Here is a 23,273-nt window from a genome sequence, read left to right on the forward strand (position 1 = left end):
ATATGATACTTACATTTCCATGTTGTGTGTGCTAAACTATTCTTATCCTGCATTTAGGATACGCCTCCTTTTGTTTTAAGATGTGGTAGGTCGGGAAACCAACTTCATCTTATCACTTTGGGAGGCTTTTTGTTACCTCGCTGTAAGCTTTCCAGAACCCCCGGCATAGCCAGGGGTTTTCAAAGAACGTTAAAAAAAGCCATTGCTTTGCGTTTTCACAAAGCAATGGCTTTTTTGTTGGTTTTAAACTACTTAAACCGGTACATAAATAATTTGTCCTTCTTCAACCATTGAAGTATCGAGCTGATTTGCTCTTTGAATTTTACTAACCTGAATCCCATACTTATCAGCAATTTGGTCTAATGAGTCATCTTGTTGCACAATATACATCTTCATTTGTGCATAGCGGTCTTCATCACTACCTTCATGATCAAATAAATCAAGTAAGGAAGTTGGGCGTGGCAGCGTTTCTTCAGGCTCTATTTCTTGCTCAGGCTCTACCCGGACCGCTTCAACAATCGGCTCTTCTTCGGGTACTCCGCGTTGTAAGACAACAATATTTGATTCTTCAATTGATTCTTCTTCTACTGGCGCTTCATCGTCGGCAACTTGTAAGTCACGATCCTGCTTTTCTTCGTTCTCAGTTGACTTTAATTTCAAATCAAATTCAATGCGTTCCTCTTCTTCCTCCGCTTGCTCATCAGCAATTGGCTCCTCAATCGAATTGATCCGCTCATGCTCTAAGCCTTGAATTACAACTGTCGCTTCTAATTCAAGCTTGCACGGCTCTGGTAAGTGGTAGTCGAAGCTATCAACACCAACAGATAAGTCCTCTAGACGACTTATACGTTCATGGGGAATCGAAATATCAACAGGAAAGTGATGGACAAACTCACAAATGCCGTCCTCGTCTCGTTCAACACTTTTAAAATACCTTAATTGCGGTGAATCGATTTCATCTATAGTCGTTTCACTTTGATCAATTTCTGATGGTAAGTATTCACCAGTTAGTGCAATAATTCCGCGAATCGCTACATGGTCTGGAAAATCCTGAATCGAAATTTCTGGGTCCAATCCTATTCCTAGCATTTCTGAAACCCCTTCTTGTCGATGGAAAAATAATGTTTCCGATAAATCAAACTGAAATGCTTTTGTTCCCTGATCAGTCACTCCTTCTCCTCCTTTCACCTCAACAAGTCCTCAATAACAGATATATGAATGACAAACTAAAATATGACAAGTTCTTAGGCAGAGCGCCTACATTATACCACTATTAATATAGTAAAAAAGCACGAAAGCTTATTAGCTCTCGCGCCATTTGTTTCGTATATTATACAAGACTTTTAATTTTAGAAAATGCTTGATCTACTGCTTCTATCGTTACCTGAATATCTTGCTCTGAATGAGCAGTTGATAGAAATACGCCTTCGTATGGTGAGGGCGGTAAAAAGATTCCTTGTTCAATCATAGCTTGGTAGTATGCCGTGAACAATTTATGATTAGATTGACTAGCCACCTGATAATTAATAACAGGCTGTTCATTAAAGAAGAAGCCCACCATCGAACCAGCACGATTTATTTGAAGCGGAACACCATGGGCATGAGCTATCTTTTGATAACCAGTTGCTAATTGTTCAAGGCGCTCATTCAACTGATCATAAGCTTTCATATCCATTGCATTGAGCGTTTGGTAACCTGCCATCATTGCGAGCGGATTACCTGAAAGTGTACCTGCTTGATAAATGGTTCCCGCTGGTGCTATTTGCTCCATAATCGAGCGTTTACCACCATAGGCGCCTACAGGTAGCCCACCCCCAATCACTTTCCCTAGGCATGTTAAATCTGGAATGACACCGTAGTGTCCTTGTGCACTATGAAATCCAACTCTAAACCCTGTCATGACTTCATCAAAAATAAGTAGACTGCCTGTTTGTTCTGTTAGTGACCTTAACCCTTCAAGAAAACCAGTCACTGGTGGTACAACACCCATATTACCGGCAACAGGTTCTACAATAACCGCAGCAATATCAGCTCCAAATTGCTCAAAGGCATGCTCAACACTAGCTAAATCATTGTATGGAACAGTAATCGTCTGTTCCGCAACAGAACGAGGAACACCTGGACTGTCGGGTAATCCGAGCGTAGCAACGCCAGAGCCTGCTTTAATTAATAACGAATCACCATGCCCATGATAGCAGCCCTCAAATTTAACAATTTTATTACGACCCGTATACCCTCTTGCTAACCGGAGCACACTCATAGTCGCCTCTGTTCCAGAGTTAACCATTCTAACCATTTCAATTGATGGCACACGTTCAATAACTAATGCCGCTAAATCACTCTCTAACTGCGTTGGCGTACCGAAGCTTGTCCCTTTCCTAACGACTTCAGTTAATGCTTCTACAACCCGATCATCTGCATGACCAAGAATAAGCGGTCCCCAGCTGAGGACATAATCAATATAGTCGTGTCCATCAATATCGGTAATTCTAGATCCTTTTCCTCGTTCCATGAAGATCGGATTCATCCCAACTGCTTTAAAAGCGCGCGCTGGCGAATTCACCCCACCTGGCAGTAGGTTCTTAGCTTGATTATAAGCGGCAATAGATTGTTTAAAAGAATGACTCATAATTACCCTCCCGATCGATCTGACTGAGCTTAAAGAATAACTCAAAATAGTACTTGGCTATTTCACTGTCCTCAGTCACACTTTGCATTTTTAATTGCTTGATTGACGGTTGAACAAGTTGATTCATTGCACTGAACATGTGCTTCTCAATTAATTGTAACTCCTGATCAGTTAGATGCGGCAGCTTAACCGTTATCCGTTTTACTGTATCGTCCTTCACCCGGTCGATCTGGTCATAGAGCTTGGCAATTGAAGGGGCAACTTGTTCAATTTTTTGATCAACTGAAAATTGTTTCAACTCCCTCTTGATTAGTATCTCAATTTGACTAGCCGCCTGTTTTCTTAAGCTGCTGTGCGCATCAATAACCTGATTGAGCTGGTCCAAATCAAATAACTGTATACCCTCAAGCGAGCGAACATCGTGGGCAATACTTCTAGGTACTGACAAATCATAGCAGATAAGAGGCTTCGTCACCACTGCTTGTATTTCCGAGCGGCCAAGTAATGGCTTTGGTGTTGAGACAGTACTGATCAAAACATCAACTTGCTTTAAATAATCTGACAATTGGTCGAGCCCTCCGTGTTTAATTTGATACGGTTTGGCCATTTGTTTTGCCTTATCAGAATCTCGATTAAGTAAAATAATCTGATGCTGGGATGAGTTGGATAGATAGTCAACCGCAAGCTGCCCCATTTTTCCCGCACCAAGAACGAGGAACGTTTTCGATGCAGTTTTATTTAGCAAGCGCTCAGCATGTTTTACTGCAGCATAGCTCAGTGAGATAGGATGATCGTTAATTTGCGTATGCTGATGGGCTTGCTTAGCAAAGCTAAGAACACGTTGAAATAAACGATTGAGTAGCTTAGATGTGGTCGAGTAATCAAGGGCAAGTTGATAAGCAACTTTAACCTGCCCGAGAATCTGGGTCTCGCCAAGAATCATTGCATCTAAACCAGTCGTAACCTTTAGTAAGTGCTCGACTGCTTGGACATTCTCGTACCAGCTAAAGAATGTGTTAATTTCAGCAGGCGATAGTTTAAATAGCTGTTGCAAATAACGCTCAGCTTTTCGTTTATTAAATAGATTTAGGTCAATAGCTAAATAAAACTCTGTTCGATTACAGGTTGACAGTACAACCGCTTCCTCTATCCCGCTAATATGTAACAGCTGTTGTAACACACCTTTTATCTCAAGAAGATTGAGTGCGCATCTTTCTCTGATGGCAATTGGCGCTTTATGATAGCTAGTTCCATACATAATAATTGCCATAGTTACACCTCCATTTATAAATAGGCAAACTGTTGTCTTTCTGATAAAATAAATAAAGACTTGTTCTGGCAAAAACCATGTTTTAAATGTGACAGAACAAGCACTCTAGTAACGTATCATATAACGCTATACCATTCAACAAAAAATCACCAGACAAGGAGGTAGCTATGCGTAAGCAAAACTACTTAACAGCATTTGTTCTAATTGGTGTCGGCTTATATTTTTTTCTGCAACAATTACACATCCCAATTCTAGCAGAGCTTGCAACCTGGCCAACACTTCTAGTCATCATTGGGGTTAGCTTATTGCTCCATAGCTATTTAACGAGGGATCATGACAAGCTCTTTCCTGGGGTCATCTTACTAGGTTTAGGCATACACTTTCTAGCCGTCTCTATGTATCCGAATTGGGTTGAGCACTGGAGTGTTTATGCCATCATCATTGGATTGGCTTTTCTAGTTCGTTATCAAAAGACTAAGTCTGGATTATACGCAGGCTTAGCTACATTATTAATTGGTCTATTCATGTTGTTAACCATTACAAATAATCAATTTTCAACAACCATACAACAATTTATTGGTATCCTTGAAGACTATTGGCCAATCAGCTTAATTATTCTCGGCATTTATTTATTAATCAAAAGGAAATAATAATTTTTGCAACAAAAAAAGAGCAATTGCTCTTTTTTTGTTGCTGCGGATAGGTGGTGCTTTGTATTGTTACAGATACAAGTTTAGCGACCCGGATTTTTACCTCTTTCAACTAATTAGTATAATAGTAAATTCTATTAATATAGCATAAAAGCAATGATGTCCCACAATGATTTATTTACCAGTACTCTTTACAAATAGGACTCGAGGACTCTCCAAGCTTCTTCCTTACCTTGTGCGGTTTCAGCAGAGAATGGAATAAGCTGATCATTTGGATCTAAATTTAGCGTCTGCTTAACAAGCTTAACGTTCTTTGCCACCTGTGCTTTTTTTAGCTTGTCTAGTTTAGTTGCAACAACAATGACTGGAATGTTATGATGCTTCAGAAATTCATACATCCTGATATCATCAGCTGTTGGCTGATGCCTAAGATCAACAAGTAATACGGCAGCCTTTAAATTCTCACGTTGGGTGAAATACGTTTCCAGCATTCTGCCCCATGCTTCACGTTCCGTTTTTGAAACCTTAGCATAACCGTAGCCCGGCACGTCAACAAAGTGAAAAGCTTCATTTATAATATAGAAATTTAACGTTTGTGTCTTGCCTGGTTTTGAAGACGTTCTTGCTAGGGCTTTGCGATTAATTAATTTGTTAATAAACGACGATTTCCCGACATTTGATCGACCAGCTAAAGCGATTTCTGGCAATCCCTCTGAAGGGTATTGCTTAGGCGCAACCGCACTAATCGTTATGTCTGATTTGGTTACTTTCATGTTTTTCCCCCACTAATGCATGTTCTAAAACCTGATCTAAATGACTAACTGCAATAAAGGCTAAGGACGCCTTTACACTTTCAGGTATTTCATCGAGATCCTGCTCATTATCCTTAGGAATAATAATTGTTCTTAAACCAGCACGGTGCGCACTTAATGTTTTTTCCTTTAAGCCACCGATTGGTAAGACACGCCCTCTTAAAGTAATTTCCCCTGTCATGCCAACCTCTTTCTTAACTGGTCGATTGGTAAGGCTTGAAATGAGTGCTGTAGCCATTGTAATTCCGGCAGACGGTCCATCCTTTGGTGTCGCTCCCTCTGGAACATGAATATGAATATCATGCTTTTGATGGAATGCTGGATCTATTTCTAACTGTTCAGCACGGGAACGAATATAACTTAACGCAGCCTGAGCAGATTCCTTCATCACATCGCCAAGCTTACCTGTTAACGATAATCGACCTTTGCCTGGCACAATACTGACCTCAATCGATAAGGTGTCGCCCCCTGCTGCTGTATAGGCTAGTCCCGTTGCTGTTCCAATTTGATCCTCTTCTTCAATCATACCATAGCGGAACATCGGCTTTCCTAACATTTTTTCTAATTGCTTTTCTGTCACAATAATGCGCTTTTTGTCACTCGAAACATACAGCTTCGCAGCTTTTCGACATAGAGCTGCTAGCTGTCGCTCTAATTGCCTAACGCCCGCCTCTCTTGAATATCTGCGGATAAGCTTTAATAAAGCAGCTTCACGTAACTGGAGCTGTCCATGACTCAAACCATGAACTTCTAGTTGTTTAGGCAATAAATGATCACGAGCAATATGCTGCTTTTCTACTTCTGTATAGCCTGGAATTGAGATAATCTCCATGCGATCAAGTAATGGTCGAGGAATCGTTTGTAAATTATTCGCAGTCGCAATAAACATAACCTTACTTAGATCATAGCTCTCTTCAATAAAATGATCACTAAATTGATTGTTTTGCTCTGGATCAAGCACCTCTAGCATGGCTGAAGCGGGATCACCACGAAAGTCATTTGCCATTTTATCAATTTCATCCAACAATAGCACAGGATTAATTGTTTCCGCTTTTCGCATGCCTTGAATGATGCGTCCCGGCATTGCACCAACATAGGTACGACGATGTCCACGAATTTCGGCCTCATCCTTGACTCCCCCTAAAGAAAGGCGGACAAACTTGCGATCAATTGCCCGGGCAATTGACTGAGCAAGTGAGGTTTTTCCAACCCCTGGAGGACCGACTAGGCAAAGAATAGGTCCTTGAAGACTGTTCGTTAATTGCTGAACGGCTAAATATTCTAACACCCGTTCCTTAACCTTATCTAAACCGTAATGGTCTTGGTTTAGAATTTTTTCCGCATGTGCGACATCAAGATGATCCTCTGTTTCCTTTGTCCAAGGTAAGGCAATTAACCATTCTAGGTAATTACGAATAACAGAGCTTTCTGCCGAACTTTGTGGTATCCTTTCAAAGCGCTTAAGCTCCTTAAGCGCTGTTGTTAAAATGCGCTCTGGCATACCTGCTTGCTCAATTTTTTCTTGTAAATCGGCAACTTCACCAGATTTACCGTCCTTGTCTCCCAATTCCTTTTGAATCGCCTTCATTTGTTCACGAAGATAATATTCTTTTTGTGTTTGTTCAATTGATTTCTTTACACGTTGTCCAATTTTCTTTTCCAATCTAAGTACTTCTTGCTCATTGGAGACCAGCTCAATTAACTGTTGTGCGCGTTCTTCAACATTAGTCATCTCTAATAAAACTTGCTTAATTGATAATTTAATTGGTAAATGTGAGCTAATTAAATCAGTTAAGTGCGAAGGGGCAGAAATATCCATAACGCTTTCATAGGTTTCTTTTGTTAATTTGCTTGATAAATCAACATATTTTTTAAATTGATCCAATAATGCACGTGTTAAAGCAAGCTGCTTAATATCATTCATCGTAATTTGCTCTTCTAATGGGATTATGTCAACGGAGAAATAATTTTCAGTCTCATGGTATGCTAATATTTCTGCTCTTTTTGTTCCTTCAACAAGCACACGAAAGGTTCCGTTTGGGAGCTTTAGCATTTGCTTTACATAGGCAATCGTACCAAAATTATAAAGGTCATCCTTAGACGGATCTTTAACTGCACTCTCCTTTTGAGCAACAAGCAGTATTTGGCGATCTTGCATCATTGCCATTTCTAAAGCTTCAATGGATGGCTTTCTGCCAATATCTAAATGCATGACCACCGAAGGATAGACCACCATCCCACGAAGTGGAAGAAGTGGAATTGTCATCGTCATCGTTTCTTTAGCCATAAATGTCCCTCCCTGTTCATTTATTTATAGAATACCCATTTTCTCACGAATGACAGTCTGTTGATAAGAAAAGAAAATCCCTTGCTCTATCACAAGGGATTAATAATTAAAATCATGCACTTTCTTTTGGTTCTTCATCTTCTGCAATGACTGAGCCATCTTCAAGTAATAGCTTTGGTCGATTATCTTCCAACTCAACTGTTTCTTTTGTAATAATGCATGTTTTAATGTCTTTTCTTGAAGGAAGTTCAAACATCACATCTAGCATGATACCTTCAAGAATTGACCTTAAACCACGCGCACCTGTATTGCGCTCCATTGCCTTTTTGGCGATGGCTTCTAGTGCATCCTCTTCAAAATCGAGTTCAACATGGTCAATGTTAAACAAACGCTTGTATTGTTTAACAAGAGCATTTTTAGGTTGTGTTAAAATCTGAATTAACGCACCTTGATCTAATGGCTCCAAAGCACCGATAATTGGTAGCCTTCCAATAAATTCTGGAATTAAACCAAATTTCAATAAATCCTCTGGTAATACTTTTTGTAATAGAGCTGATTTATCCAAATCACCAAATTCAGATTCAGCTCCAAAGCCAATAACTTTTTTACCGAGACGACTTTTAATAATTTGATCAATGCCATCAAAGGCGCCACCTACAATAAACAAGATATTGGTTGTATCAATTTGAATAAACTCCTGATGCGGATGCTTACGACCACCCTGAGGTGGTACACTAGCAGTTGTTCCTTCAAGAATTTTCAAGAGCGCTTGTTGAACGCCTTCACCAGAGACATCTCTCGTAATTGATGGATTTTCAGATTTTCGTGCAACCTTGTCAATTTCATCAATGTAAATGATGCCTTTCTCAGCCTTTTCAACATCATAATCAGCTGCCTGAATAAGTTTAAGTAAAATGTTCTCTACATCCTCGCCTACATAACCCGCCTCAGTTAAAGAAGTAGCGTCAGCTATTGCAAATGGAACATTTAAAATACGTGCTAGTGTTTGGGCAAGTAATGTTTTACCGCTCCCTGTAGGTCCAATCATGGCAATATTACTTTTAGCAAGTTCAACATCATCGGTCCCGCGTGAAGCGTTGATACGTTTATAGTGGTTATAAACAGCTACCGATAAGCTACGCTTTGCTTTCGTCTGGCCAATGACATAATCATCAAGAATATTACAGATTTCCTGTGGTTTAGGTACATCTTTAAATTCAACCTCTTCATCTGCACCTAACTCTTCCTCAACGATTTCTGCACAAAGATCAATACACTCATCACATATATAGACTCCAGGACCAGCAACTAATTTACGCACCTGATCTTGGCTTTTCCCACAGAAGGAACATTTTAATTGACCCTTCTCTTCATTAAATTTATACATCATTTTCACCTCTCAGTTAGATAAACAAGCACGCTCTCGCTTTTAAATTCAACCTTATCCTATCTATATTCGTTAAAAACTGTTACCAAAAGCTGTGGTGCTTTGCTGTCACAGTATCATCATAACAAATAATAGTTCAGATTCAAAACAATATCTCTTGTGCTGTGTTCTTAGTGTTACCAATTTATGAACGCGTTAAACGAGCTAACTTAAGTATATGTAGTTAGTATATGAAAAAAGAGTGCGAGTGTTAAGTTAATCAGCCGTTTTATTCAAGCAAAAGAGTATGCAAAACCTTACTACATAAGAAATGAAATAGAAAAAAGGTCTGTATGGTAGAAAACAAGGCGATAGTTATATTCGCCTTGTTTTCTATACATTTATTCATTCAAAAACACGTTCCAGTACTAGCGACTCATTATTTACTTTTGCTGTTTTCAGCTAAGAAGTCAATCGCTTTTTTAAATTTCAAGTCTTCTTTAATGTTATCTGTATTGCCACCAAGCATTTGCTTAAGTTGGTCTGGCTCAATTTGATACATTTCAGACATTGTTTTTAATTCTTCATTGACATCATCTTCAGAAACTTCTAGGTTTTCAGTTTCTGCAATTGCTTCTAAAACAAGATTTGTTTTAACACGTTTTGCCGCGTCTTCCTTCATCTGTTCTTTAAGAGCAGACTCGTCCTGACCTGAGAATTGGAAATACATATCAAGTGTCATACCTTGTTGTTGTAAACGTTGCTCAAATTCACGAAGCATACGATCCAATTCGGTTTTTTCCATTGCTTCTGGAATATCAATTTCAGCATTATCTGAAGCTTGATTAATAAGTGCTTCGCGCTTATTATTATCAGCTTCTGTTTTCTTTTGCTCTTCTAAGCGTACTTTTGTTTTTTCTTTTAATTCAGCTAATGATTCAACTTCATCATTGACATCTTTAGCAAATTCATCATCTAACTCAGGAAGTTCTTTCGCTTTAATTTCATGAATCTTCACTTTAAAGGTTGCTGCTTTACCAGCAAGCTCCTCAGCATGGTATTCTTCTGGGAAAGTAACCTCAACATCAGCCTCATCACCAGTAGTCTTACCGATTAGCTGCTCTTCAAAACCAGGGATAAATGAACCTGAACCAATTTCTAAAGAATGATTTTCTGCTTTTCCACCCTCAAAAGCCTCACCATCAACGAAGCCTTCAAAATCGAGTACAACAGTATCACCGGTTTCAATTGTGCCCTCTTCTTTAACAACAAGCTCAGCCAAGCCTTGGCGCTGATTCTCAATATCATTATCAACATCTTCATCTGTTACTGTTACATCAGTTTCTTCAACCTCTAAGCCTTTGTAATCACCTAGTGTAACTTCAGGCTTAACTGTAACTTCTGCAGTGAAAATAAATGATTTACCTTTTTCAATCTGAGTAATATCAATTTCCGGCTGATCAACTGGTGAAATGCCAGCTTCATCAACAGCATTTGCATATTCCTCTGGCAAAATAATATCTACTGCATCTTGATATAGCGACTCTACACCAAAACGCTGTTCGAACATACCACGCGGAATTCTCCCCTTACGAAAACCAGGTAATTGAACATCCTTTACTACTTTTTTAAATGCTTGATCAAGTGCAGCATTAAATTTTTCTGCATCTACTTCAACGGTTAGAGTGCCTAAATTGCCCTCTTTTTTCTCCCATTTCGCTGTCATACAATTTCCCTCCATATGCATACATGTAAATTCTATTTGCCGTTCATCCATCAGTTCATCTTATCGTGTTACAAGGCCGAACGCAAATTACAACCATTATATTATAACACAAACAAAGACGCTTTCAACTATTACTATAGAGAAGAGCGCACGAACTTTTATAACCTAACTACTTTTCTGCACTTTTCTAAAAAAAGCAGTTTTTAAAATGTAATAAATTATTTTTTATTCTTCCATTAGTGAAAAATAAATTTGCTCACATTCAAGTATTTGATTCATTCTATCCTTTACTTCAGAAGATAGATGATCCGCCTGTTGCTGATTAGAATGGTAAGAAGCTTTTACTAATGCTACAATTGCATCTTTTAGAATATCAACTTCATCCATGCTAGGAACCATAGGGTAATTCACGTAAAAAAAACGATCAATTAATTGGTTACTAAAGCGATAAAAAGATGGGTCATTATCTTCAATTGATGATAGTCGCTTTTTTAACTCAAGCTGAAAGGGGTGATCATTCATAAACGGAATCTGAATCGGATTAATGGTCCGTTGTTGATTGAATTTTCCCACTTTGAAAAGTCGATCAATTGATTGGGCCTGAAGCAAGCCGACAATAACGGTTTTCACAACAGGATGTACTGCTTCATTTATTAACATTTTCTCAAACAGTGTAAAGTAAGGGGCTAAATTCATTCTTTGCAAATGGTTAACAAGATGCCATTGGGCCATTGTATCTTGATTATCAAGTGCCTCTTCTAATTCGCGCTTTGTCACAAGCATTTCACGCTCAAGCTGTTCGTCAACAAGAGGTTGGTTAACTTCAAAAAGTTTCTTTAGTTGGTTATGTAATTGCTCAGGAATTTGTTCATTCCCTAAAACCTCTTCCAATAACTGACCGACTTCTTTATGTTTGTGAAACTGGAACAAAAGTGTTGCGTATATGTTTATGTATGAAAAATAATCATCATCTTCCCTTGCAATAAGTTCTTCACAAAGATCCTCAGCATCTCGATGTCTGCCTAATTCAATTAAACAGGTGAGCTTTCCCATCGAAATGTCCCGTTCAGTTATTCCATAGTCAATGAGCTGTTCAAAAATCTTTAATGCTTCTACAAATTGCTTACGGTGCAGCGCCTGCTCTGCTTGTTGTTCTAACTCTTTTCTTTGCTTAGGAAACAGGACAACATTTTTATGTTGCTGATCCATACAAGCACCTCCTTTCAGCTTGTTTCCTCTGGCTAAATTCATTCTTTAGTCATTCCTTCCCTATTATTAATCATTTCAAACAAACCAGTTGCCGAAAGTCCTGCTAGCCCACCAGACCATAGCCGCATAATTAATTCTAAGTCGGTAAATGGATAGGCGAGTGCACCTATTAACAACCCGATTAAGAAGCTTAGAAGCGGAATAATATTCTTTGGTAAATTAACTGTCAGTTTAATCATTTCTACAAGAGCCGAAATAACTGGTAGCAGAATCGTAGCAAATATTAATACCTGATCCATTAAAACGTCCCCCTTTATTATAAGAGAATACGCACTAAGACAGTCTTTCATTACGCCAAATTCAATAAATTAATTAATGATGTTGTCTTATTATAGCCCGAAAGGTAGACATTCATCAATTTTATCCGCTTTAAACTGACTTTAGAAAAATATGTGCATGAAGAGCTTGTTCCGTGACTATATTATATAGCGGGGGAGGATTTCTCCTCCCCAATTAGAACTTTAGATGACGTCTCTTTAATCTTCGGGGACGTCTTTTTCTCTTTCTAGTACTTAGCTTGATATCATTAATATCCTTCCATGCTGAGATAAAGTTCTTGAAAATGGTAGCAATTACCGCAACAAGGGTCAAAATCATCTCAACATCCATCATATCACCTCCTCCTATACTAATTCTATGCATTTCCATTTTTCGGCATGTGTAATTTGTTGAAAAAATTACATGAATAACCGAAAATACCCACATATTTAATTAGTTTTCGACTGCTTTTACCGAATAAGACTGACGGACGAGCTGATAATAAGTTTACCCTGATTAAGTAAGGTGGTGAAATAATGGACGCCCAGCGTGCACAGGAAATTACCATGGACCAAGAAATGATTGAAGTTACCTGCAACGGTGAGAAGATTTACATTGAACATGTTGATCAAAATCATGGCCTAGCAACAATTCATCCGCTTAGTAATCCTGAAGAGAAGAAAAGTGTTTCAGTGGAAGAGCTTATTGAGCATTAAAAGAACCGCCCCTAAAGGTAGCAAAAAAACATGCTATCATAGGTGGCGGTTTTTTTAAAAAAGACGGTTTGTCAAAGAGAATCTTGCTTACCTAGTATGACTAGTTAGCCTATTCGCCTACTAGATTATGAAGGTTTAAAAGCATCAATAATTAATGAAGGAAAAACAAGCATATTCTTATTGCGAGGATCAAGTTTTTTGGAGCGAAAAATAATACCAGCAGACTCATCCCAGTCAAGCCAATGAAAATCACCTTGTTCATCACAATACTCTAACAGATGGACATCGAACCCCACCTCATTAAATATATTGGTTAAGCTTTTATATTGATAAACAACTTTATGACTTGCCGCAGGATGATCAATAGAACCAGGCCCACCGACTTGAATGAGTTGTTGATATGAACGACTCCGAAAGTAACCGTCCGGTACCGCACATCTTATATAACCACCGGGCTTAAGATATTGATAACAAATAGTCGCAGCCCTGTTACCTTCTTCTAGCGTTAAATGCTCCCAAACATGTTCAGCCAAAAGAGCATCAATTGAATTTTTTGAGAACTTCCGCTCCCAATCTGCCTCATTCAGTAAACTTAATTCATCCTCTTGCGTATAAATCCAGCCCGGATTATTAAAATATTTACCAGCACCAAGTACAATCTTTCTTTCCATAGTCCAGCCCCTATTACATTATTACCTTAAGTATAACATGATCAGACTGTTATCAAGATGATGAATAAGAAGAACGCCCAGACAAGATGAGCGTTCTTCTTATTATTTAACTCTAAGTCGATCACCCGGTTGAATGATATAGCGCGGTCCGCTAACCTGGGGATTAAGCTGTTTAATGCGATTCAAACTAATCCGGTGACGTTGCGCAATAATACTCAGATTATCATTACGTTGTACAATATAATAATTCCCGTGACCATTTGGATTAATAACAAGTTGTTGACCAACACGAATTAAATTGCGATTGCGAATTTGATTCGCGCGCACTAATTGCTCCACTGTGGTTTGGTAACGTTGCGCAATTCCTGATAATGTATCCCCACTTCTTACGGTATAAACAACATCATTTACTTCATCTTTATGATCAAATTGATTAATATACTGAGTCGGATTTAAACAATTGTTGACACGATCTGCCTCCCAACCAAACTGCGGTGTTGTCCGCTTTCTCACTTCAAAGTGTAGATGTGATCCCGTCACATTGCCGGTTGCTCCTTGTCTACCAATAACAGTTCCCCGACTAATCTGTTGATTGACAACGACCAATACTTGATCTAAATGAGCATAAAGCTGACCACGACCATAACGATCCTCTAATAAGACAACATTGCCATAGCCACCTAAACCTGTTCCAGAACGTCCCATTCCCGAATAAATAACTTTTCCAGCTGTAAAGGCTTCTATTGGTGCACGATGACTTTTAACCAAATCAATTCCAGTGTGAAAATCACGACCACCTCTTATGGGATGCGTTCGCCACCCAAAAGGGGAAGTAATGCGATAGCCATTCCATTCTGCCATCTTAGTCACCTCCTTTGCCTTTTATAATAGATTCTTTCTTCATTCATCCTTAGTTTTGCCGGCACGATTATTAATCACAAGTTCAAATAGGCCTGTGCTCGCTAATCCAGCAAATCCTCCTGACCAGAGCCTTAAAACAAGAGATAATTCAGTAAATGGATAAGCAACAGCACCAATCGCGATACCTAAAATAAAGCTAATCACTGGGACAGCATTTTTTGGCAAATTAACAGATCTTTTCACAAGCTCTACCATTGATGTTACGATTGGCAACAAAATCGTTGCAAAGACCAAAACTTGCTCCATCGCAATCACCCCCTGCAATATAGTAGTCTAGCTTTACAAATATGATTATGCTCTTCACCCTGAGCTACCAAAAAACACGCTTTTATCCCGCTATATTGACAACATATTTAGCCAAATAAAAAACCCAGAAGAAAGAGACGAATTGACTCTCTCTAATCTGGTTAATTTACTTGGTTACAAGGCCACCAATTTTAATTGGACCATCCATTTCCCTAACAATGAATTGAACAGTATACTGCTTAGCAGGTAAATCGTTTAACAAAGTCAGATAACGATTCCCTCTATTTATTGAAGATAAATGAAGCTGTTGCAGAAATTCACCATCCAAGTACACCTCAATTAGTCCACCTTGATTGAAGAAATGTACAGCTAATAGCTCGCCTTCAAACTGAAAAATTAACGAGTCCCCCGCTGATTGAGCAATAAAGAAACCCTCTTCTTTCTCAAAGCCCGTTATTCGCGTTGGTTCATTCGAATATACGACCTGATCATAATTACTACCAGCAAATAAGGGATCATGATTAACATATTGAATTTCCTTTTCTCCTTCAGCTTGCTCAATTAAATATGAAGAAATTTGTTCAGCATAATACATATGACCATCCTCTGTTAGCTTAACTTCGGCTTGCTCAAATGTCAGATAGTCCTCTTCAGCATGCTCTTGTTTATCTGTTGCAGATAAAAATTTAAATCCATAATGATCAGCCATCTTAATGACTACATCTTCTACTTCTGACATACCTTCTTGCTCAATATCACCTTCAAAAATGGTAACAATTTCAGCCTTGTCATTGTGACTAATAATTTTGTCAAGCAATGTTTCTAATTGTAATTCATATTGATGAAAAGAATTTATTATATCACGATCCGCGTCTGATAGAACAAGGAAGACCAAATCATATGAAGCATCTTCAACTAAATCATTTAATTCAACAATACGCCCAAGCACATCGTTAGTATCAAATGATATATAATCCCCTTGCATACGCACATCAAACGCTTCTCTAAGTGATTGCTCGACTAGATCAGACCACCTTTCACCAGAATTAACATCCTGATAGCCAATATGATCACCTAACACTAAATAATTAACCGTTTCACCCTCATTGATTTTCCCGTATAAATCCATTTCAACTAGCCGCTGCTGCCTTTCCTTACGTTCATTAGTATAATTAGCATAAGTAACTTGAGCCTGATCATTAATATCAGCTAACTTCCCTTGATAATAAAAGAATCCAATTACAATAAACACACCAAATATAATGGTACTCAATAAAGCAACAAATAATGACTTCGCCTTCACAAAACCTCTCCCTTACACATCCATGTCTTAATAAGTATAATACAAAATTCAGGATTATCCTACATTAAATTCCCTGACTTCATATTCCATACACTGCCTAGTTCAGTCTACTAAATGCGTTCATGGTTTAACTCAATTTACTATTGAATTCACATTAGGGAGCATAAGACGATCGGCACATGTTTCCTTTTAATGTGTTTTAAAGCCGCACCTATTCCGTTAACAGCTAAACTTTTTACAGGTAGTTCTAAGGTTTTTGTGGTCAAAATACCATAATGGGTTACATACGATCATATGTAAGCGATTACTAAAAAGGAGGCAAGCTGAGATTTTCTAATTGATGATAAGGAGGTTTACGATTTGAAGAAAAAGAAAGTATTGCTTTCACTAATTATTTTTTTCACGTTAGCTATTCCTACTATTTTATATGCCCAAACGATAACAAGCAACAGTATTGGTAACCACAGTGGTTACGATTATGAATTTTGGAAGGATAGCGGTGGGTCTGGCAGTATGACATTGAATAGTGTTGGCACATTTAACGCTCAATGGAACAACATTAATAATATCCTGTTTCGAAAAGGAAGAAAGTACAATGAAACACAGACGCATCAACAAATTGGTAACTTCTCAATTAATTATGGTGTCAACTATCAACCTAATGGTAACTCATATCTCTGCGTCTACGGCTGGACCGTTGACCCGTTAGTCGAATATTATATTGTTGATAGCTGGGGGAGCTGGCGACCATCAGGTGCCAATTCTAAAGGAACCCTTACTGTAGACGGTGGTGTTTATGACATTTATGAAACAACTCGCGTAAACCAACCGTCCATTAAAGGAACTCGAACCTTCCAGCAATATTGGAGTGTGAGACGCTCGAAACGAACAAGCGGAACCATATCTGTAAGTGAGCATTTCCGTGCATGGGAAAGTAGAGGCATGCCCATGGGTAAGATGTATGAGGTTGCCTTAACAATTGAAGGCTATCAAAGCAGCGGTTCAGCACAAGTATACAGCAATACGTTAAGCGTAAACGGTCAAGCCATTCCAAGCTGGTAGTTCAAATACATGTGCTATTAACAAAAAATGAGCTGCTTTTTAAGCAGTTCTTTTTTATAGCATATAGCTCATAAAGCTTATTATAATTTCTCATAAAAACCACAAGAGTAAGAACCCACCTAAAATAAGCACCGATATTAGTACTAAACTTCCCTTCCAACCAAGGCTATTAAATAAATCCACTAAGCTCCCACCTTGATTTCGACCAGCAGCATCTCGTAAATTACCCAAATGGCTCTTTTTTAATTCTTGTTGGCGTAGCATTTCACGTCTTGCTTCAGGTACTTGTTTACCCTCGATGTTAACCACCCCATTCTTAATTTTCGAAATTTTAAATTATTGGATGTATTTGGTTTAAGTCTACGGTTTACGAGCAAACGTGTCAAGCCAGCTTTTAAATTTGTGGTTTCAATTTTTTGTGAAACTATGAACAATTTGTGTCTTTGTTGAAATTGTACTTACCTTTTGTCAAGTTAAATGGTAATATTTTTAAGATATAGTTAAACAATTAGCTGTATTCAATTCTACTCTGAGGTGATCTATTTGCTTAAATTTCATCTAATACGAATTTGCTTGTTAGCCGTTGCCATTTCGCTCGGCATTTACGGCCAATCACTTGCTGATTTCTCAGCTAGTATCTTTACTTCTTTTCATCCTACTGCATACTTAACAGCCTATACTGCTTTAAGTCTCATTCTATTCGCCACTGTTCCAATTATCTCGCGAAAGAATAGAGCGCTTTTTTCTAGTTACTTAGTGTTAACATTAGCGTGTACAATTCCAGTTTCTTGGTTTTCATTGTTTGTAACGATAATGTGGTGGGGTTAATTTGTTATGCTTGGTATAATGTGAATGTATAGTGCGAAATTAAAAAAACTACAAAGTACTTTATAATAGTGTTTTGTAGCTTTGTCTTATAAGGTTTAAGATTATCCAGTTTTTATAAAATAGTAATCATTTGCTATTACACGATAACAAAATAAAGCCTTCACTTTATTCTTAGAATGTAAATCCAATAAATTAATCCGACCAAAGAAAACTAATAATGCGAATATAGCACATTTTCCAAATGTTATTTTTTCCTAAGTTAAAGCTACTCCATAATAATAAAAAAAGAACTGCTGAACTTGACCTTGACTATAGGCACTCTAGTCAAGGTTTGAAATTCCCACATCGCCATACATGGAAAAATGGAGTTAGAAGTGGACATAAAAAATGATTGGAGAAGAAAAAATGAAAAATAGCGAGGGAAATTTTGATGATATGCCAGTTGGTGAAATAATTAGTTACGAACACTTTCTATACCTACTTGACACGGGCCGTGAGATTGAGTTTTATTTTAATAATAAAGAGTATTTCATAGGACATCATAAAGAAGGAAGAGTTCTTTGGCAAAAACAAATTCAACTTAGCGACTATTATAATGGTGATAACAGAATACTTTTAGATACCTTTAAAATTGAAAGTGTTACTCTAAGAGAATTAATTAATAAAGAGCATCTTAAAATAAGCACGGTCTTCTAAACAAAACAGACCCCTCACTAATAATAAGTGAAGGGCCTGTTTTTAATACTTTAGCGTCCCAGGAGAGATTCGAACTCCCGACCCACGGCTTAGAAGGCCGTTGCTCTATCCAGCTGAGCTACTGGGACATGGAGCGGGTGAAGGGAATCGAACCCTCATCATCAGCTTGGAAGGCTGAGGTTTTACCACTAAACTACACCCGCATTACTTATAAATTTTTTCATCATCGGCACTTCTATTGGTTAAAATAATGCGCCACTTTTTCTTACTTTACAGCCAAAATTATGTATACTTTCTTAACGGACAAGATTTATTATAGTAAGATTACGAGCAAATGTCAATTGTTTTTAGCTAAAAAAATCAAATCCAGTATCCTTTGACAAAACTAGCTAGAGAGCACTGGCTACAAACCACTGCTCCCTTCCCCTAGTCTAATCGCGTTGTCATGGCGAGGTCTGTTACCTCATTACCATTCAATTGATAAAAGTGAACGTGATACAACCCATCTTCATCCCAATCTAAGATTGCATAGGTCTCTTCACGTCTGCCTCTTGGCAATCGAATACTGCCAGGGTTAATAACAAGCTGGTCACCAACTTTTGTGGCAGCTGCTAGATGTGAATGACCATGACAAATAATGTTAGCATCTCGTTCACTTGCTCGATATGTAATCGGAGTTAGACTCATTTTAACATTATCCATATGACCATGGGCAACAAAAAAGTTGACACCGGCTACAGTAAAGCTTGCTTCTTCTGGGTACTCGGCGTCGTAATCACAGTTACCTGCGACACGATGATAACCTTTCATGGCATCATCCTGATAATCTAGTTCCGAATCGCCGCAATGAATCAGCTGCTCTACTTGATCCTGATAGTGATCCTTTAAAGCTCTTACCTCTTTTGTCAATCCATGACTATCACTAATAATTAACACACGTGGCATGCTAAGACCTACTTTCTAATTTATCGCTAACCAAGCAGCAAGCTCTTTTAAGGCATTGCCGCGGTGACTAATGGCATTTTTCTCTTCTGGCTTTAGTTGTGCCATTGTAACATCGTAGCCTTCAGGCTGAAAAATCGGATCATAGCCGAAGCCATTCTTTCCAATCTGGGTTGTCGTAATAAACCCTTTGCAATAGCCATGCTTAATCACTGTTTCTTGACCAGGAATGGCCAATGCAAGTGCACAAACAAACTGCGCTGCTCGATCCTCTTGTTTAACGTCAGCCATGTTTTCAAGCACTTTATCAATATTTCGCTGGTCATTTTTCTCAATTCCCGCATAACGCGCGGAATAAACACCCGGTTCACCTTTTAAGGCGGCAATTTCTAGTCCTGAGTCGTCTGCTATGACAGGCAGTTGGAGCTGTTTAGCAATTGTTTCAGCTTTTAGTGTTGCATTCTCAGCAAAGGTTTGTCCTGTTTCTTCAATATCAGCAATTGGTTCTGCTAGATCAAGTAAAGAAATTACTTCAATATTCTTTGCACCAAATAAACCTTTAAAGTCATTTACTTTCCCTTTATTTTTTGTTGCAATTAAAATTTTGTTCATTTAAGCTTCCCTCTCACTAATCAGATCCGCATACGTACCTAAAGCTTGCTTCTGATAACCAAAAAGATCTGTCATCCCTTGTTCTGCTAATTCAAGCATTTGTTGAAGCTGTGAAGCATTGAAAGTTGCTTCTTCTCCGGTACCTTGAATTTCAACAAACTCTCTTGCCCCAGTCATGACAATATTCATATCGACATTTGCTTGTGAATCTTCAAGGTACTCTAGGTCAAGAACTGCATCACCATTAGGCATAATTCCAACAGAGATGGCAGCCAAGTAATCTGTAATTGGAATTGTCTTCAGCTGCTTTCGATCAACAAGTTTACCGAGCGCAAGCACCATCGCAACGAATGCTCCGGTAATAGAAGCCGTTCGCGTGCCGCCGTCAGCCTGAATAACATCACAATCAATCCAAATTGTCCGTTCTCCCAACTGGTCTAAGTCGACCACCGCTCTAAGCGCGCGCCCAATTAACCGCTGAATTTCCATCGTTCTTCCAGACACTTTCCCTTTAGAAGACTCACGAATATTACGTTGCTCTGTTGCACGGGGAAGCATCGCATACTCAGCTGTAATCCAGCCCTTTCCCTGTCCCCTCATAAAAGGAGGCACACGTTCCTCAACGCTTGCGTTACAGATGACTTTTGTATCACCGATCGTTATCAAGACCGAGCCCTCTGCATGCTTGGTAAAATCTGTTGTAATGGTCACCGCTCTTAACTGATTTAGGTTTCTATTATTTGGTCTCATCATTCGTCCTCCTTGATTCTCACGTTCCTATCGTAACATATTTTCTCCCGTTATCATAAATTCACTTTGCTCTAAGCCTGATTTTTTTAAAAAAACAAACAACCCTTATTTAAGCTATTAAAAAATAGTAAAACGAGCATCCTAGAGCAGTCATTCAGAATAAGATGAATGCTGCTAACTTCGATGCTCGTTTTTGTTTTCACAACAATTATAGACTTCCTGTCGGGACAAACATATCTCGGGTAACTGGCTCACTATATGGGACACCATGTTCGTTAAAGATCTGGTCAATGTTCTCCACCGTAACTGAAACAGCTGACACGTCAGGCTGATCGGTTAATGTAAGGACGAGTGTCTCCATCACCTCTTCGGCAATATAGGCTTCGTTGACATCAGCAAGGATTTCCTCACTAAATTCAATAGAAAGTACACCATCATCAAGCTCACTTACTTCAACAAGCTCAATATTGGGGTTAAACACGTGCAGGAGATTTGTCCCATAGCTTGGTCCTTCTAATAATGTCTGTACAATAGAACTATATTTATTAAGACTATCCACTTCTACATGTTGGGTAACTGGGACATAGTAAAAGTTAGGGCCTAACTGTGCTGGGTAATAGACCGTTATTGCCTCACTGTTTAACAGATCGATCCCATCAACCTCCATAATATTTATGCCATTTGCTCTAGAATATCCTTCTGCCATAACTGTCCCAGCTACTGGCATCTCTGTTTGCTCAAAACCATTTACCCATAGCTTAATACGTTCAACATTATCAAACTGGGTTAGTGTATGTGTCATTGCTTGAATAATTTGTTGTTCCTTGCTCGCTTCATAATTATTAAACTCTTCAGAAAGATCAATAATTAACGTGCCATCCTCCTGAATGTTTAAGCCCAGTACTTCTGTTCCTGCTGGTAATACAGCCTCAAAGCCATTAGGCAGCAGATTGGTTACTGGCCCGTCCTTCACAAGGTACTCTAAAACCTGTGCGGCTACCCCATTTGTCTCAATCTTTGGTAACGCTAACGTATGCGGAACCACGACACCTTCCTCACTTAATAAGTAAAGCTGTCTAGCTACCGTCTCTTCTTCGACATCACCCTGTTCTAAACCGTCCTCACTCTCGTCAACTTCATCACCACGATCTTCTGAACCAACAGGCATATCGATCTGCTCCAAGGTTTCTTCAGATGTAAACAAACCACATCCTGCAAGAACTAATATACTTATTAAAACAATAAGAAACCTCAGACCAGTAATTTTTATCAGTGCTCGTTTATTCATGTCACGCCCTCCTTAGATGGTTGTACTAACATGTATACGAGCCCTGTAAATGAAATAGACCTGTTAGATTTGAAAAAAGATGACATTAATCTCTGGTTAAAACAAGAAAAAACAAGCCTTTATCAAAAAGACTTGTTTTTTTCTACCAAGGATTGATCAATGACAATGTTCTCAACATGCTGAACCGGATAGTCCATCCAGCGGTTAGCAATTTGCTCAAATAATTCTGGTGAACCTGTTGTATAAAAGAAGTGTTTAGCTAAGCGGTTCCCTCGATAAGCAAGTGCTTGATAGCTTAGTAGAGCACTAACTTCTCGGGCAGCCTCTTCACCTGATGAAATAATTTCAACATTGGCACCCATCACCTGCTTAATCGGTTCTGCAAGTAATGGATAGTGGGTACAGCCTAATATTAATGTATCTAAGCCACGAAGATTGGTTATCGGCTTTAGCGATTGCTCGACAACATGCTTAGCCGCTTCTGGTGAGAAGTGACCACTTTCTACAATTGGCACAAATTGCGGGCATGCTAGATCATAAATTGTTAAATCAGATGAGATTTGTTTCAATGCTTTTGGATAAGCCTTACTCCCGATTGTTCCATCCGTTCCGATTACAGCAATTGTTTTCGTTTTGGTCACTTTAATTGCTGCCCGTGCACCTGGCTGAATGACGCCGATGATGGGTATTGACAGGCGCTCACGAAGTAAATCTATGGTAAACGCAGTTGCTGTATTACAAGCAATGACCAGTAATTTAATCTGCTTCTTTTGAAGAAACTCGACCATTTCTAAAGTAAATTGTACGACTTCCGCTTCTGGTCTTGGCCCATATGGGCAACGGATCGTATCCCCTAAATAAATAAGCTGCTCTTTAGGCAGTTGTCTCATTAACTCACGTGCTACGGTTAAACCACCGACACCTGAATCGATGACGCCGATTGGTTGATCCAATTCCATCCCTCTTTTTCT

Annotated in this window: 25 protein-coding genes and 2 tRNA genes; 5 read left to right on the top strand and 22 right to left on the bottom strand. The window is 38.7% G+C overall.

From position 1 onward, the window contains the following. Positions 1 to 252: 252 nt before the first annotated feature. From BM000_RS14425 to hemA, 3 genes are all read right to left on the bottom strand, one after another. Positions 253 to 1,170: a LysM peptidoglycan-binding domain-containing protein gene (locus BM000_RS14425; protein WP_091499814.1), complete on the bottom strand. Its 918-nt coding sequence runs from the start codon at positions 1,168 to 1,170 to the stop codon at positions 253 to 255. A 160-nt stretch (positions 1,171 to 1,330) separates the two neighbouring features. Further along, entirely contained in the window at positions 1,331 to 2,629 is a 1,299-nt protein-coding gene (gene hemL / locus BM000_RS14430) for a glutamate-1-semialdehyde 2,1-aminomutase (protein WP_091499815.1), read from the bottom strand. Continuing rightward, positions 2,613 to 3,899, bottom strand: coding sequence for a glutamyl-tRNA reductase (gene hemA, locus BM000_RS14435; protein ID WP_091499817.1), 1,287 nt, complete (start codon positions 3,897 to 3,899; stop codon positions 2,613 to 2,615). The genes hemL and hemA overlap by 17 nt, the downstream gene beginning before the upstream one ends. Positions 3,900 to 4,066: 167 nt before the next feature. Here hemA and BM000_RS14440 point away from each other — a divergent pair, with 167 nt between their 5' ends. Then, complete coding sequence (locus BM000_RS14440) at positions 4,067 to 4,549, top strand: LiaI-LiaF-like domain-containing protein (protein ID WP_091499818.1); 483 nt, start codon at positions 4,067 to 4,069, stop codon at positions 4,547 to 4,549. 191 nt (positions 4,550 to 4,740) lie between these two features. On the opposite strand, the gene yihA is transcribed toward BM000_RS14440, so the two are convergent. The 7 genes from yihA to BM000_RS16825 all read right to left on the bottom strand — a co-directional run bounded on the left by yihA (position 4,741) and on the right by BM000_RS16825 (position 12,621). Continuing rightward, complete coding sequence (yihA, locus tag BM000_RS14445; protein ID WP_091499820.1) at positions 4,741 to 5,322, bottom strand: ribosome biogenesis GTP-binding protein YihA/YsxC; 582 nt, start codon at positions 5,320 to 5,322, stop codon at positions 4,741 to 4,743. Then, positions 5,291 to 7,648: an endopeptidase La gene (gene lon, locus BM000_RS14450; protein ID WP_091499821.1), complete on the bottom strand. Its 2,358-nt coding sequence runs from the start codon at positions 7,646 to 7,648 to the stop codon at positions 5,291 to 5,293. Before lon ends, yihA begins: the two co-directional genes overlap by 32 nt. A 112-nt stretch (positions 7,649 to 7,760) precedes the next feature. Further along, positions 7,761 to 9,035, bottom strand: a complete 1,275-nt coding sequence (clpX, locus tag BM000_RS14455; RefSeq protein WP_091499823.1) for an ATP-dependent protease ATP-binding subunit ClpX — start codon at positions 9,033 to 9,035, stop codon at positions 7,761 to 7,763. A 418-nt stretch (positions 9,036 to 9,453) separates the two neighbouring features. Further along, complete coding sequence (gene tig / locus BM000_RS14460) at positions 9,454 to 10,740, bottom strand: trigger factor (RefSeq protein WP_091499824.1); 1,287 nt, start codon at positions 10,738 to 10,740, stop codon at positions 9,454 to 9,456. 225 nt (positions 10,741 to 10,965) lie between these two features. Continuing rightward, positions 10,966 to 11,949 (bottom strand): DUF3196 family protein, encoded by a 984-nt coding sequence (locus tag BM000_RS14465; protein WP_091499826.1) that lies wholly within the window; start codon positions 11,947 to 11,949, stop codon positions 10,966 to 10,968. Between the two features lie 38 nt (positions 11,950 to 11,987). After that, a complete protein-coding gene (locus BM000_RS14470) occupies positions 11,988 to 12,248 on the bottom strand; it encodes a holin (RefSeq protein WP_091499827.1) in 261 nt (86 codons plus the stop codon). Between the two features lie 214 nt (positions 12,249 to 12,462). Continuing rightward, positions 12,463 to 12,621: a hypothetical protein gene (locus BM000_RS16825; RefSeq protein ID WP_177178312.1), complete on the bottom strand. Its 159-nt coding sequence runs from the start codon at positions 12,619 to 12,621 to the stop codon at positions 12,463 to 12,465. Between the two features lie 182 nt (positions 12,622 to 12,803). Between BM000_RS16825 and BM000_RS14475 the strand changes: the two genes are divergently transcribed. Next, complete coding sequence (locus BM000_RS14475) at positions 12,804 to 12,983, top strand: H-type small acid-soluble spore protein (protein WP_091499829.1); 180 nt, start codon at positions 12,804 to 12,806, stop codon at positions 12,981 to 12,983. A gap of 125 nt (positions 12,984 to 13,108) precedes the next feature. On the opposite strand, the gene BM000_RS14480 is transcribed toward BM000_RS14475, so the two are convergent. The 4 genes from BM000_RS14480 to BM000_RS14495 form a co-directional block, all read right to left on the bottom strand. Beyond that, complete coding sequence (locus BM000_RS14480) at positions 13,109 to 13,654, bottom strand: class I SAM-dependent methyltransferase (RefSeq protein WP_091499830.1); 546 nt, start codon at positions 13,652 to 13,654, stop codon at positions 13,109 to 13,111. 102 nt (positions 13,655 to 13,756) lie between these two features. After that, positions 13,757 to 14,515, bottom strand: a complete 759-nt coding sequence (locus tag BM000_RS17115) for a M23 family metallopeptidase (protein ID WP_281246009.1) — start codon at positions 14,513 to 14,515, stop codon at positions 13,757 to 13,759. Positions 14,516 to 14,554: 39 nt separating this feature from the next. Further along, positions 14,555 to 14,821: a holin gene (locus BM000_RS14490; RefSeq protein ID WP_091499832.1), complete on the bottom strand. Its 267-nt coding sequence runs from the start codon at positions 14,819 to 14,821 to the stop codon at positions 14,555 to 14,557. 166 nt (positions 14,822 to 14,987) lie between these two features. Then, the gene (locus BM000_RS14495; protein ID WP_091499833.1) at positions 14,988 to 16,124 is read right to left on the bottom strand and encodes an SGNH/GDSL hydrolase family protein; all 1,137 of its coding nucleotides are present in this window, start codon (positions 16,122 to 16,124) and stop codon (positions 14,988 to 14,990) included. 360 nt (positions 16,125 to 16,484) lie between these two features. Between BM000_RS14495 and BM000_RS14500 the strand changes: the two genes are divergently transcribed. Continuing rightward, positions 16,485 to 17,186, top strand: a complete 702-nt coding sequence (locus BM000_RS14500; RefSeq protein WP_091499835.1) for a glycoside hydrolase family 11 protein — start codon at positions 16,485 to 16,487, stop codon at positions 17,184 to 17,186. A gap of 90 nt (positions 17,187 to 17,276) precedes the next feature. Here the strand turns inward: BM000_RS14500 and BM000_RS14505 are convergent, their stop codons facing one another. Then, on the bottom strand, positions 17,277 to 17,495 hold the full coding sequence (locus BM000_RS14505; protein ID WP_091499837.1) for a DUF6366 family protein: 219 nt from the start codon (positions 17,493 to 17,495) through the stop codon (positions 17,277 to 17,279). A gap of 234 nt (positions 17,496 to 17,729) precedes the next feature. Between BM000_RS14505 and BM000_RS16685 the strand changes: the two genes are divergently transcribed. Both BM000_RS16685 and BM000_RS14510 read left to right on the top strand, forming a co-directional pair. Continuing rightward, positions 17,730 to 18,014: a hypothetical protein gene (locus BM000_RS16685; protein ID WP_143063946.1), complete on the top strand. Its 285-nt coding sequence runs from the start codon at positions 17,730 to 17,732 to the stop codon at positions 18,012 to 18,014. Between the two features lie 387 nt (positions 18,015 to 18,401). Then, positions 18,402 to 18,710 (top strand): hypothetical protein, encoded by a 309-nt coding sequence (locus tag BM000_RS14510; protein WP_091499839.1) that lies wholly within the window; start codon positions 18,402 to 18,404, stop codon positions 18,708 to 18,710. A 54-nt stretch (positions 18,711 to 18,764) separates the two neighbouring features. Here BM000_RS14510 and BM000_RS14515 read toward each other — a convergent pair. The 7 genes from BM000_RS14515 to racE all read right to left on the bottom strand — a co-directional run bounded on the left by BM000_RS14515 (position 18,765) and on the right by racE (position 23,255). Beyond that, a tRNA-Arg gene (locus BM000_RS14515) sits at positions 18,765 to 18,838 on the bottom strand. Between the two features lies 1 nt (position 18,839). After that, positions 18,840 to 18,913, bottom strand: a tRNA-Gly gene (locus BM000_RS14520). Between the two features lie 223 nt (positions 18,914 to 19,136). Further along, the gene (locus BM000_RS14525) at positions 19,137 to 19,655 is read right to left on the bottom strand and encodes a metallophosphoesterase (RefSeq protein ID WP_091499840.1); all 519 of its coding nucleotides are present in this window, start codon (positions 19,653 to 19,655) and stop codon (positions 19,137 to 19,139) included. A gap of 15 nt (positions 19,656 to 19,670) precedes the next feature. Continuing rightward, positions 19,671 to 20,264, bottom strand: coding sequence for an XTP/dITP diphosphatase (locus BM000_RS14530; protein WP_091499842.1), 594 nt, complete (start codon positions 20,262 to 20,264; stop codon positions 19,671 to 19,673). Then, on the bottom strand, positions 20,265 to 21,014 hold the full coding sequence (rph, locus tag BM000_RS14535) for a ribonuclease PH (protein WP_091499844.1): 750 nt from the start codon (positions 21,012 to 21,014) through the stop codon (positions 20,265 to 20,267). It abuts the gene before it with no gap. Between the two features lie 208 nt (positions 21,015 to 21,222). Beyond that, a complete protein-coding gene (locus BM000_RS14540; RefSeq protein WP_091499845.1) occupies positions 21,223 to 22,302 on the bottom strand; it encodes a GerMN domain-containing protein in 1,080 nt (359 codons plus the stop codon). A 122-nt stretch (positions 22,303 to 22,424) separates the two neighbouring features. After that, positions 22,425 to 23,255 carry a glutamate racemase gene (gene racE / locus BM000_RS14545; protein ID WP_091499847.1) on the bottom strand — a complete coding sequence of 277 codons (831 nt, stop codon included), beginning with the start codon at positions 23,253 to 23,255 and terminating at the stop codon, positions 22,425 to 22,427. Positions 23,256 to 23,273: the final 18 nt, after the last annotated feature.

The sequence above is a fragment of the Amphibacillus marinus genome (assembly GCF_900110345.1).
Taxonomy (GTDB): domain Bacteria; phylum Bacillota; class Bacilli; order Bacillales; family Amphibacillaceae; genus Amphibacillus_D; species Amphibacillus_D marinus.